Raw genomic sequence first — 12690 nt, 5'->3', positions numbered from 1 at the left:
GCGACGTCGCCCGTCATGCCTGGTAAACCGGCGGCTTAGTCATGCGGCGTCGAGGCCGTAATCAGTTTTTCGCGCGTGACCTCAGCGCGGGGTAAATCGGCGGTGATACGGCCGTCGGCCATCACCAGCACGCGGTCTGCCAGCGCCATCACCTCATCCAGCTCGGAAGAGGAGAACATCACCGCCAGCCCCTGCTGCGCCAGCGTGCCAATCAGGTGATAGACGTCGGTTTTCGCGCCGACGTCGATGCCGCGCGTCGGCTCGTCCAGCAGCACCACCTGCGGCCCGGTCATCAGCGCCTTGCCCAGCACCACCTTCTGCTGGTTGCCGCCGCTCAGCGAGGTAATCGGCAGCTCGGGATCGCTGACCTTGATCGCCAGATGCTGGATCATCTCGTCGACACGCCGCTTCTCTTTGGCCGGATGCAGCAGGCGCAGCGCGCGGCGAAAGCCGCGCAGGCTGAGATCGGTCAGCGTCATATTGGCGGTGATCGACATCAGCTGCACCACGCCTTCCCCCTGGCGATCCTCGGGCACCAGCGTGATGCCACGCTTCAGCCGCTGCTGAAAGCTGCACCGCTCCAGCGCGCTGCCCGCCAGCCGCACCTTGCCCGACTGGCAGTGCATCAGGCCGATCAGCCCTTTGAACAGCTCGGTGCGCCCGGCGCCCAGCAGGCCATAAATGCCGATCACCTCCCCTTTGCGCAGCGAGAAGCTGACCTCGTTGAGCCGGTAGCCGCCGTTCTGGTGCAGCGCGGTCAGGCCGTCTACCTCCAGCACCGTTTCGCCCTGCGCCGCCGCCTGATAGTCGAAGTGCTTTTTCTTGTCGCCAACCATCTGTTCGATAATCCAGGGCACGCTGGCGTCGCGCACCTCGCGCTCGCTGATAAAGCGGCCGTCGCGGAAGATGGTGATGTGGTCGCCGATCGCCATCAGCTCCTCCAGCCGGTGCGAGATATAGATGATGGTGACGCCGCGCCGCTTCAGCTGCTCAATCACGTTGAACAGCACCTTCACCTCCGACTGGCTGAGCGCGCTGGTCGGCTCATCCATAATCAGCACGCGCGTATCTTTCGAGAGCGCCCGCGCGATCTCCACCAGCTGCTGATGGCCGATGCCCAGCTCGCCCAGCGGCGCATAGGGATCGACATCCAGCTCCAGCCGCTCCAGCAGCGACTTCGCCAGCGCATACTGATACTTCTCGTTGATCACGCCGCGCTGGAAGAACTCGTTGGCGATGAAAATGTTGTCCATCACGTTCATGTTGGGGAACAGGTTCAGCTCCTGAAAGATGATGCTGATGCCCTGTTTTTCCGCCTGGTGCGTCGAGGAGAGCGATACCGGCTCGCCGTCGAGCAGGATCTCGCCGCTGGAGGGGGTCTCGACCCCGGCCAGCATCTTCATCATGGTGGATTTGCCCGCGCCGTTTTCGCCAATCAGCACGTTGACCTTGTTGCGATAGACGCGGTAGTTGACCTGATCGAGCGCGGTGACGCCGGGATAGATGCGCGACAGGCCGCGCGTCTCGATAATCACCTCGCCGGTTGCGTGTGAATGCTGCATAACCGCTCCTTACTGCCGCGCGATGGCGACAGGCGTCACGTTCGGGATCTGCTGCGGCACATCCCAGCTGCTGAATACGCCCGTCAGCTGCACCTTGTCGCCCACTTTCGGCTTGAAGGCGGTCATCATGTCGGAGGCCTGCTGATTGATGGCGCGGCCGTAGTCGCCGAACAGCACCTGGTCGTTAAAATCCTGATAGCTGGCCCCTTTATAGGCGTCGCGCAGCGCGGTGCCGGGAATAATCGGCCCAGTCTGCACCGTGATGTTGTCGCCCGAGGCCTCTTTGACCGTCATGCGGCCGCTGCGCGACGTGGTATTGACCGCCGTTACTTCGCCGCTGACGCGGACGCTAAACACGCAGGGGTTTTCCGCCTGGCTGCGATAGCCCAGCGTGCTGCAGGCGGTGTCGAAATCTTTCGCCGCCTGCAGCGCCTTCAGCAGGTCGCCCGCGGGCTTCGCGTCGCGCTGCACCTGCGGCACCAGCTGTTCGCGCCAGGTCTGGGCGATATTCGCCATCTTCGGGTTCGGCGGATTTTTCAGGTCCGCCAGCTCCTGCTGCGACACAATGCGGCAACCGCTGAGCACCATCATCGGAAGCAGAAGCCAGAGTCGTCTGTGCATGGGATTCTCCTGACGCCCGTCCCGGACGGGCGCGGCTGCAAGGGGGATTACGACTTAAAGTTGAAGTCCTGCACGCCGCTGGCGTTATCCGGCGTAATCAGAATGCCGCGGAACATCACGCGCTGCTTCGCCGGCTTCACCCCTTTCTGAATAAAGTTATCCAGATCGGTGACGCCCTGTGCGGCGATCGCCTGCGCCTGCAGCATCACCGTGGCTTTCAGCGTGCCCGCCTTCACCGCGTCGCGCTCGTCGTTGCTGCCGTCAATGCCCACCACGGTGACGTCGTTACGGCCCGCCGCCTTCAAGGCGGCAATCGCCCCCAGCGCCACCGGTCCGTTGCCGCAGATCACCCCTTTCACATCGGGATGCGCCTGCAGAATGCTGTCCATAATGCGCTTGCCGTCGATCAGGGTGCCTTTCGCATCCTGGCGCGCCACGCTCTGCATATCGGGATACTGGTCCAGCACCTGATGGAAGGATTTCGACCGCGTCACGCAGTTGTTGTCGGCCAGGTTGCAGGTCAGCTCGGCATATTTGCCCTTCTCGCCCATCTTCTCGACGAATACGGTGGCGACGTCGGAGCCGGCCTGGAAGTTGTTATGGGTGATCTGCTCCAGCGCAACGTCATCGACCGGAATTTCGCGGTTAATCAGCACCACCGGGATCCCGGCCTCTTTGGCCTTTTTGATCGCCGCGACGCTGGCGGTGGAGTCGGCGTTATCCAGAATAATGCCCTGCACTTTTTTGCCGATGGCGGCGTCGATCAGCTCGCTCTGCTTCTTCACGTCTTCGCCGTGCGACAGCACCGAGGTTTTGTAGCCCAGCTCTTGCGCCTTGAGGTTGGCGCCCTTGGCCTCCGAGGCGTAATAGGGGTTATCCAGCGAGTTAACGAGGATCATGATGGTGCCTTTCTCCGCCGCGAAGCCGGCGCTGGAGAAGAGGCTGGCGGCGATCGCGGTGCACAGCAGGGAGCGGATTTTCATAGTGATATTCTCTCTTCTATTTGTAGGGGGGTAAGGCGTTGGGGCGGGTGCTGCATTACCAGATGGTGAAGCCGCCATCGATCATCAGATCGGCGCCGGTAATCATGTCGCTGCCGTTGCTGGCGAAAAACAGCACGGCGGCGGCGATTTCGTCGGTGTAGGCGAAGCGGCCTAGCGGGATCAGCTTTTTCATCGCTTCGCCCTTCTCGCCGCGCCAGGCTTTTTCGCCCATCGGCGTCAGCACCACGGTAGGCGACAGGGTATTTACGTTAATGCGGTGCGGCGCGAACTCTTTCGCCATCACCTTGGTCATGCCGAGCAGCCCCGCCTTCGCGGAGGTGTAGGCGACGTGGTTATCGATGGCAATCGACGCCGCCTGTGAGGCGATATTGATGATTTTGCCCCCCTTGCCCGCCGCGACCATGCGTTTGCCCGCCGCCTGCGCGCAGAGAAACGGCCCGGTCAGGTTGACGGCGATCTGCTTCTGCCATTCGGCGAAATCGGTTTCCAGCACCGGCTGCAGCATCACATAGCCAGCGCAGTTAACCAGGATATCGATCTGGCCATAGTGCTGTGTCACCGCGTCGAACGCCTGCTCGACCGAGGCCGGGTCGGTGACGTCGCAGGTGACAAACTGCACCTTGTCGGCGTCGAAGCTGTCGCGCAGGCCGGCGACCTTTTCCGCTTCGAAAGGGGGATAAAGCAGCGCCAGACGCGCCCCTTTCGCCAGCAGCATCTCGTTGCTCGCCATGGCGATGCCCCCAAGTCCGCCGGTCACCACTGCCACTTTGCCGCCAAGATCCATCGCGCTGTTGACGCCGTAGCGCAGGTTTACGTCATATTCGCTGCTCATCCTTTCCTCACTTGTGTCGTTGCCAGCGGCCGCTCCTGTTGAAACGGATTTACCCGGGCGTATGGCTATTTGATTTTCGAACAAAAATATAAGCTATCGAATCGCAATGGTATGTGGGTGAGATCAAATTTCATACACCTCGCAAAAATTATTTTTATCCCCTTGTTTTCGCGTAATATAGCCTGATAAGCCTTTAGGCGGCATGGATAAAGGCGCTATGTGAACCCTGCGCTTTCAAAGGGATGCAAGACATTCATTTTCGTTCGAAATCCAATAGCGCACCGCACTGCCTCGCATTCGTCAAAAGCGCGGGGTAAACTCAGCGTCAGGCATCTATTCGCCGGATATAACCGTGGTTGAGAAGAGGGAGCGTTTCGATTGAAAAGCAAAACTGAGCAGCTTGCCGATATGCAGCAGCGCCGCGAAAAGATTCTGGAGATGATCCGCGAAGATGGCACGGTGACGGTTAAGGCGCTGACGGAGGCGTTCGGTCTGACGGAGGCGACTATCCGTACCGACCTGAGAATGCTGCAAAAGCAGGGGTTTGTGCAGCGCTATCACGGCGGCGCCACCCTGATGACCGGCAAGCAGAATACCGGCGCGCTGCTGCTGGAGCGGCAGACCCATCTGGAGGAAAAAGAGGCGATCGGCCGACTGGCGGCGCAGCATATCGAAAACGGCGACACGGTGATTTTCGATTCAGGCACCACGACCACCGCCATCGCTGAGGCGATCGGCCATATTCGCCGCCTTTCGGTGGTGACCACGGCGGTGAATATCGCGCTCAAGCTGGGCGGCGAGCCGGGCATCAACATCCTGCTCACCGGCGGCACCTTTAAATTCCCGACCCTCTCCACCTCCGGCGAAAAGGCGGCGAGCTTTTTTGAAAACGTGCTGGCGCAGAAGCTGTTTCTCGCCACCGCCTGCATTTCGCCGCGCCTTGGGCTCAGCTTCCCCAGCGAAACCGACATCAAGGTGAAAATGGCGATGATCAACTCCGCCAGCACGGTCTACGTGGTGGCGGACTCCAGCAAAATCGACAAGGTGTCGATGTTCGCGCTGCCCTGCGACTGGAGCCATATCCACTATCTGATCACCGACGACGGCATCAGCGCGGCGCAGATCGCCGCCTTTGAGGCGCTTGGCGTCAACGTGCTGGTGGCGTCGCTGCCGCAGGCGCAGCGGCGTGCGATCTAGGCCTGCGCGGCGGTGGCCTGCTGCGTCGTTGTAGCGTAGCGCACCACCTCGCCGACAATCAGCAGCGATGGCGAAACCGGCCGCTGCTGCGCCACCGTCTGCGCCAGCTCGGCCAGCGAGGTGATTAACACCCGCTGATCCGCGCGCGTGCCGTTCTCGACAATCGCCACCGGCGTATCGCCCGCGCGCCCCTGCTTCTGCAGCTGGGCGGCGATAGAGGCGCTCCAGCGCAGCCCCATATAGAACACCAGGGTTTCATGCGGGTCGCCACAGGCCCGATCCGCCAGCTGTGGCTCGCCCAGCTTGCCGTGGCCGGTGATCAGCCGCAGCGACTGCGCGCAGTCGCGGTGCGTCAGCGGGATGCGGCTGGCGGCGGCGCAGCCCACGGCGGCAGTGATACCCGGCACCACCTCGCAGCGCACCTGCGCCTGCTGCAGAAACGCCAGCTCTTCGCCGCCGCGTCCGAAGATAAAGGGATCGCCGCCCTTCAGCCGCACCACTTCGCGGCCGCCGCGCGCCAGATCCGCCAGCAGCTGGTTGATCTCGCCCTGCTTCATGCCGTGACGGCCGGGCTGCTTGCCGACGTCGATGCAGAGCGCCGAGGTCGGCACCTCCGCCATCACCGCCTCGCTCACCAGCCGGTCATAGACCACCACCTCCGCCTGATGCAGCAGCCGCAGCGCTTTTACCGTCAGCAGCTCGACGTCGCCCGGCCCGGCGCCAACCAGCCAGACCCGCCCCTGCTCGCCGCCGTTCGACAGCAGTTTGTTCAGTGAATCGATCGCAAAAGTCATCGCGCTCTCCGTTACGCCGTGGCTGGCGTGAATAACAGCTGTTTCAGTTCAGGAAGGCAGGAGCCGCAGCCGGTGCCGCACTGCAGCGCGCTGCCGAGCGCCGCAGGCGAGTCGCAGCCCTGCGCTATCGCCTGCCGGATCGCCGTTTCGCCCACGCCGAAACAGCTGCAGATAATGCGCCCCGCGTCGCTGCCCTGCCCGCGACACCCCGCCAGTAGCGCAAAGCGTCCGGCGGCGTCGGCGGGCGGCGCGCGGAAGGCGGCGGTGATGAAGGCATGGTCAAGCCTCGGCAGGCGCGGCGCGGCGTAGAATGCCAGCTGCAGCTCGCCCTCGCGCCACGCCAGCAGCCGGTACTCTCCCGCCGCGCCCACCGCCTGCTGCAGCTGCATGTTCTGCGTCGCCAGCTGCGCCTGCGCCCAGTCGCGCGCGGTGCCGTCGCCCGCCAGCGTCAGCCGCTGCGCGCCCGCCTGCGGCGCGCGTGCCCAGTAGCGCAGCCCGGCGGGCGCCTTGATATTGCGCTGCCACAGCCAGCCCTGCCAGCCGGCAGAGAGCGGCTGGATGCGCACCGCCGTCTGCTTCAGCGCCGGCTGGCCCGACGCGGGACAGCAGCGCGCCGTCACCAGCGCGTCAACATGGCTCTGCAGCGCAAACTGACGGTTCCAGTGCATCGGCGCAAACAGCTCGTTAAGACGCATACCGCTGTCGACACGCACCCGCGCCGCCATCCAGCCGCGCGCCGACTGCACCCGGGCCAGCTCGCCATCGGCAAGGCCCCAGCGCTGCGCCGTCGCGGGATGCAGCGCGATAAAGGGCTCGTCGATATGCTGCATCAGGCGCGGCACCGCGCCGGTGCGCGTCATGGTGTGCCACTGGTCGCGAATACGTCCGCTGTTCATCAGCAGCGGATAGGCGTCGTCGCCCGCGCGCTCCAGCGGCGCAGCGCAGGGCAACAGCCGCGCGTTGCCGTCGGCATGGTAAAAGCGGCGATCGCCAAACAGTCGCGCGCAGCCCTCGGGAAAGCGCGCGTTGACCGGCCACTGCACCGGTTTCAGCCGGTCCCAGGCGTCGTCGCTGAGCTGCGCCAGCCCGCTGATGTCGAACGCGCGCTGGCCGTGATTTTCAAAGCCGGAGAGCGCGGCGTGCTCGCGAAAAATCTCTGCCGGATGCTGCCAGCCGAAGGCGTCGCCAAAGCCGAGCCGCTGCGCCACCTGCGCCAGCAGCCACCAGTCGGGCTTCGCCTCGCCGGGCGGCGGCACAAAGGCGCGCTGGCGCGAGATGCGCCGTTCGGAGTTGGTGACGGTGCCGTTTTTCTCGCCCCAGCCGAGCGCGGGCAGCAGAATATCGGCGAACGCCGTGGTGTCGGTGTCTGCCATCACGTCGGAGACGATCACCAGCGGGCACGCGGCCAGCGCCTGCGCCACGCGGTTGCCTTCCGGCATCGACGCCGCCGGATTCGTGCCGAGGATCCACACCGCCTTCACCTCACCGCGCGCCACCGCCTCGAACAGCGCGACGGCGGTAAGCCCGGGCCGCCGCGCCACCGTCGGACTGCGCCAGAAGCGCTGCAGCCGGTCGCATTCCACGTCGCTGAAGCCCATATGCGCCGCCAGCTGATTCGCCAGCCCGCCCACCTCGCGTCCGCCCATGGCGTTAGGCTGTCCGGTCAGCGAAAAAGGGCCGCAGCCCGCGCGGCCCAGCTTGCCGCTCAGCAGATGGACGTTAATAATCGCGTTGTTATGGTCGCTGCCAGCGGCCGACTGGTTGATGCCCATGCACCAGAGCGTGAGCACGCGATCGCTGTCGGTAAACAGCTGGTAGAACTGCGCCAGCAGGCCGCTGTCCAGTTCGCAGGCGGCCGCCGCGCGCGCCAGCGTCCAGGGCTGCGCCGCCGCCAGCGTCTCTTCGACGCCGTTCAGGTGCGGCAGCATGCTGCTGTCGATGGCGCGATGCTGCGCCAGCCAGTTAAGCAGCCCGCTAAACAGCGCGCCGTCGCTGCCTGGACGCAGCGGCAGATGCAGATCCGCCAGGTCGGCGCTGGCGGTGCGGCGCGGATCGATCGTCACCACGCGCAGCGCCGGGCGCTGCTGCTTCGCCTGCGCCAGCCGCTGATAGGCCACCGGATGGGTCCAGGCGGCGTTGGAGCCCACCAGCACCACCAGATCCGCCTCGGCGAAATCCTCATAGCAGCAGGGCACCGCGTCGGCGCCGAAGGCGCGCTTGTAGCCGACCACCGCCGAGGCCATGCAGAGGCGTGAGTTGGTGTCGATATTGGCCGCACCGAGATAGCCCTTCATCAGCTTGTTGGCGACGTAGTAATCCTCGGTGAGCAGCTGGCCGGAGGCGTAGATCGCCACCGCCTCCGGGCCGTGCTGTTCGATAATGGCGCGCAGGCGCGCCGCGGCGCTCTCCAGCGCGTGCGCCAGCGCAACCGGCTCGCCGTCGACCCGCGCCCGCAGCAGCCGCCCGCTGGCATGCAGGGTCTCGCCCAGCGCCGCGCCTTTGACGCACAGGCGGCCAAAGTTGGCCGGATGGCTGCCGTCGCCGGTGACGGCGCCGTCGTCGCCTACGCTGACGCCGCAGCCCACGCCACAGTAGGGGCAGGTGCTCTTCATGAGGCCTCCGCCATCAGGTTCAGCGGCCGGTTCGCCACCCAGATGCGCCCCGCTTCCAGCTTCACCGGCCAGCAGCGCAGCTGGTGCTGCGGATTGTCGAGGCTCTGCCCGTCGCGCAACCGCACGCGCTGCTTGTAAAGCGGCGAGATCACCACCGGCTCGCCCGCCACGTCGCCGAGGATGCCGCGCGACAGCACGCTGACCTCGCTGCCCGGCTCGCGATCCTCCAGCGCGTAAAGGTCGTCGCCGAAGCGGAACAGCGCGATGCGCTCGCTGCCAAGGCGCGCCCCGATGCCCGCCTGCGGCGGCACCGCCGCGAGATCGCACAGCGCGCTCCAGGGGTCGGCTGGCAGCTCGCGCAGCGCAATGCGCGCCGGCGTCGCGGGCTGCCGCTGATCCCGCACCCGATCGTAACGCAGCCCCTCATCCGCTCCCCCGCCGTTTACGGCGGCGGTAAAGAGCGCGCGCCGCGACGGATCCGCCAGCGTGGTTTGCCATTCGCACTGGTAGCTGTCGACCACCTGCTGCATCTCCGCCTCCAGCGTCGCCGCGAGGCCGAGACTGTCCTCTATCACCACCTGGCGCAGGTAGTCGAGCCCGCCCTCAAGGTTATCCATCCAGACGCTGGTGCGCTGCAGCCGGTCGGCGGTGCGCACGTAGAACATCAGGATACGGTCGACGTAGCGGATCAGCGTTTCGCTGTCGAGATCGCTGGCGAAGAGATCGGCGTGGCGCGGCTTCATGCCGCCGTTGCCGCAGACGTAGAGATTCCAGCCCTTCTCGGTGGCGATCACGCCGATATCTTTGCTCTGCGCTTCGGCGCACTCGCGGGTGCAGCCCGACACCGCCATCTTGATCTTGTGCGGCGCGCGCAGCCCTTTGTAGCGATGCTCCAGCGCGATGGCGAAGGCGGTCGAGTCCTGCACGCCGTAGCGGCACCAGCTGGAGCCGACGCAGGATTTCACCGTGCGCAGCGATTTGCCGTAGGCGTGGCCGGTCTCAAAGCCCGCCGCCAGCAGCGCTTCCCAGATGGCGGGCAGCTGATCCAGCCGCGCGCCAAAGAGATCGATGCGCTGGCCGCCGGTGATTTTGGTGTAGAGATCGAAGCGCGCCGCCACTTCGCCGATGGCGATCAGCCCCTGCGGGGTGATCTCGCCGCCCGGCACGCGCGGCACCACGGAGTAGCTGCCATCTTTCTGAATATTGGCGAAGTAGCGATCGTTGGTCTCCTGCAGCGGCAGGTGCGCTGGCGTCAGCAGGTAGTCGTTCCAGCAGGAGGCGAGCAGCGACGCCGCCAGCGGCTTGCAGACCTCGCAGCCGTGGCCGCGCCCGTGCGCCGCCAGCAGCGCCTCCCAGCTTTTCAGCTCGCCGACGCGCATCAGGTGATAAAGCTCCTGCCGCGACCAGGCGAAATGTTCACAGATATCTTTTTTCACCTCGACGCCGAGGGTCGCCAGCTGGTGCTCCATCACCTGTTTCACCAGCGCCGAGCAGCCGCCGCAGCCGGTGGCGGCGCGGGTGCACTGCTTGATCGCCGCCATATCGCCGCAGCCCGCCTGCACCGCGGCGCAGATCTCCCCCTTGCTGACGCTGTGGCAGGAGCAGACCTGCGCGTTCTCCGGCAGCGCCGCCACGCCCAGCGCCCGCCCCGGCGCGTCCGCCAGCGCGGGCAGGATCAGGCTCTCCGGCGCGGCGGGCAGCGCCATCTGGTTGAGCATCATCTGCAGCAGCGTGCTGTAGTCGGCGCTGTCGCCCACCAGCACGCCGCCCAGCAGGCTTTTGCCCGCGCCGCACACCACGATTTTCTTGTATATCCCTTTAGGCTCGTCGGTCCAGTAGTAGCTCTGGCTGCCCGGCGTGCGGCCGTGAGCGTCGCCGAACGAGGCGACCTCAACCCCCAGCAGCTTGAGCCTGGTGCTCATATCGGCGCCGGTAAACCGGCTCGCCTCGCCGGCGAGGTGCCCGGCCAGCGCGCGCGCCATCTGGTAGCCAGGCGCCACCAGACCGAAAATCTGCCCGTTCCACAGCGCGCACTCGCCGATGGCGAACACCGCCTCATCGCTGGTCTGGCACAGATCGTTAATGGCGATGCCGCCGCGCGGCCCGAGCGTCACGCCCGCCGCGTGCGCCAGCTCGTCACGCGGGCGGATGCCCACCGAAAAGAGCACCATGTCAACGTTGAGCGATTCACCGTCGGCGAAGCGCAGCGTCAGGCTGTCGTCCGCCTCGCGCACCAGGGCTTCCGTCTGCTTCGCGGTGTGCACCTGCACGCCGAGCGCGTCGATTTTACGCCGCAGCATCTGCGCGCCGCCGTCATCCAGCTGCACCGCCATCAGGCGCGGCGCGAATTCGACCACGTGGGTCTCCAGCCCGAGCTGGCGCAGCGCGTTGGCCGCCTCCAGCCCCAGCAGGCCGCCGCCGATCACCACGCCGCGCCGGCTGCGGCGCGCACAGGCGGCAATAGCGTCGAGATCGTCCAGCGTGCGGTAGACGAAGCAGCGCGGGTCGTCGTGGCCGGGGATCGGCGGCACAAAGGGACGGGAGCCGGTGGCGAGCACCAGTCTGTCCCACGCCAGCTCGTCGCCGCGGCTGTCGCGCAGGCTGCGCTGCTGGCGATCGATCGCCACCACCCGGCAGTTGCTGCGCAATTCGATGCCGTGCGCCGCAAAAAAATCCTCGCTGACCAGCGACAGATCGGCGGCGCTTTTGCCGTCGAACCAGGATGAGAGATGGACGCGATCATAGGCGGGCAGCCGCTCTTCGCCGTAGACCACGATGTGATAGCGCTGGTGCAGCGCGCGCGCCACCAGCTGTTCGAGGAAATGGTGGCTGACCATGCCGTGACCGACCACGGCTAATACCGGTTTACTCATCATCGGGCTTCCTGCAGCCTGCGGCTGCGATTCGGGTGAAGTATCAAAAAGGGTGTGGAGCGCGGCGCGCTCGCCCGCCTGCAGTTTCGCCAGCAACGGCGCGGCCTGGCGACAGTCGCCGTAGAGCAGCACGCCGCTCAACCGGCCGTCGCGCAGAAAGAGACGGCGGTAGTCGCCCGTCAGGGGATCGACGCTGACGCAGCTCTCCGCCTCGCGGATGTCGCCCGCGCTAAACAGTGAAATGCCGCTGACCTTGAGGCGGGTGCCGTCAACCTGGTGGCGGAAATCCGCCACCGGCTGCCCGGCCAGCTGCGCCGCCAGCACCGCCGCCTGCGCCAGGCAGGGCGCCACCAGGCCGACGGTCTCGCCGCCGATTTCGCAGCACTCGCCGAGGGCGTAAACGCCGGGCAGCGCGCTGCGCAGCTGGCGATCCACGACGATGCCGCGATGGCACGGCACCCCCGCCGCCGCCGCGACGGCGATCTCCGGCTCGACGCCGATGGCGATCACCACCTGCGCGGCGGGTAGCGCGCGGCCATCCGTGAGCACGACGCCGGTTTCCGTCACCGCCGCCAGCCCGCTGTTAAGCACGACCTGCAGGCCGCGCGACCTGAGCTGCGCAAGGAGCAGCGCGCCCGCCTCGGCGTCGAGCTGGCGATCCAGCAGCCAGCTTTTGTGGTGCAGCAGCGTCACGTCGCGCCCCCGGGCGCGCAGCGCGGCGGCCGCTTCGATGCCGAGAAAGCCGCCGCCCAGCACCACCACCGGCCCCATTCCGGCCAGCAGCGCGTCGACGTCCGCTTTACTGCGAAAGCCAAAGACCTGCGGCCGGTCGACGCCGGGTATCGCGGGCAGCCGCGGGCGCGATCCGGTGGCGAACACCAGCCGATCCCACGCCAGCGCGCGTCGGTCGGTCTCCAGCCGCCGCGCCGCGAGGTCGATCTTCAGCACCGTTTCCCCCGCCAGCAGCGTGACGCCGTGCTGCGGATACCAGTCGGGCGCGTGGATCAGCGTCTCCTCGAAGGGCTGCTCGCCCGCCAGCACCGGCGAAAGCAGCACCCGGTTGTAGTTGCCGTGCGGCTCGCGCCCGATCACGGTGATGGCGTAACGATCCGGCGCGAGGCGCAGCAGGCTTTCCACCATGCGCATCCCCGCCATGCCGTTGCCCACTACCAGCAGCCGTTGCTTCATCTCTGCG

8 protein-coding genes are annotated in these 12690 nt (G+C 66.1%); 1 reads left to right on the top strand and 7 read right to left on the bottom strand.

Going from position 1 to position 12690, the window contains the following annotated elements:
• Window positions 1-35: 35 nt before the first annotated feature.
• Genes Q9R34_RS02310 through Q9R34_RS02295 form a run of 4 tightly spaced genes read right to left on the bottom strand, consistent with a single transcriptional unit; the run spans window position 36 to window position 4019 of the window.
• Entirely contained in the window at window positions 36-1562 is a 1527-nt protein-coding gene (locus Q9R34_RS02310) for a sugar ABC transporter ATP-binding protein (RefSeq protein WP_434125471.1), read from the bottom strand.
• 9 nt (window positions 1563-1571) lie between these two features.
• Entirely contained in the window at window positions 1572-2183 is a 612-nt protein-coding gene (locus Q9R34_RS02305) for a DUF2291 family protein (RefSeq protein WP_434125470.1), read from the bottom strand.
• 47 nt (window positions 2184-2230) lie between these two features.
• A complete protein-coding gene (locus Q9R34_RS02300) occupies window positions 2231-3166 on the bottom strand; it encodes a D-ribose ABC transporter substrate-binding protein (RefSeq protein WP_033747606.1) in 936 nt (311 codons plus the stop codon).
• 55 nt (window positions 3167-3221) lie between these two features.
• A complete protein-coding gene (locus Q9R34_RS02295; RefSeq protein WP_434125469.1) occupies window positions 3222-4019 on the bottom strand; it encodes a GolD/DthD family dehydrogenase in 798 nt (265 codons plus the stop codon).
• A 378-nt stretch (window positions 4020-4397) separates the two neighbouring features.
• Between Q9R34_RS02295 and Q9R34_RS02290 the strand changes: the two genes are divergently transcribed.
• A complete protein-coding gene (locus Q9R34_RS02290) occupies window positions 4398-5216 on the top strand; it encodes a DeoR/GlpR family DNA-binding transcription regulator (protein ID WP_434125468.1) in 819 nt (272 codons plus the stop codon).
• On the opposite strand, the gene cobA is transcribed toward Q9R34_RS02290, so the two are convergent.
• Genes cobA through nirB form a run of 3 tightly spaced genes read right to left on the bottom strand, consistent with a single transcriptional unit; the run spans window position 5213 to window position 12683 of the window.
• Window positions 5213-6010 carry a uroporphyrinogen-III C-methyltransferase gene (gene cobA, locus Q9R34_RS02285; RefSeq protein ID WP_485892248.1) on the bottom strand — a complete coding sequence of 266 codons (798 nt, stop codon included), beginning with the start codon at window positions 6008-6010 and terminating at the stop codon, window positions 5213-5215. The two genes, Q9R34_RS02290 and cobA, sit on opposite strands and share 4 nt — an antisense overlap.
• A gap of 11 nt (window positions 6011-6021) precedes the next feature.
• Entirely contained in the window at window positions 6022-8622 is a 2601-nt protein-coding gene (locus tag Q9R34_RS02280; RefSeq protein WP_485892247.1) for a nitrate reductase, read from the bottom strand.
• A complete protein-coding gene (nirB, locus tag Q9R34_RS02275) occupies window positions 8619-12683 on the bottom strand; it encodes a nitrite reductase large subunit NirB (RefSeq protein ID WP_485892246.1) in 4065 nt (1354 codons plus the stop codon). Before nirB ends, Q9R34_RS02280 begins: the two co-directional genes overlap by 4 nt.
• Between the last annotated feature and the right edge of the window lie 7 nt (window positions 12684-12690).

It is taken from the genome of Enterobacter sp. BRE11 (genome assembly GCF_031844285.1).
Lineage (GTDB): Bacteria > Pseudomonadota > Gammaproteobacteria > Enterobacterales > Enterobacteriaceae > Pantoea.
This window is presented reverse-complemented; position numbering and strand designations above follow the sequence as displayed.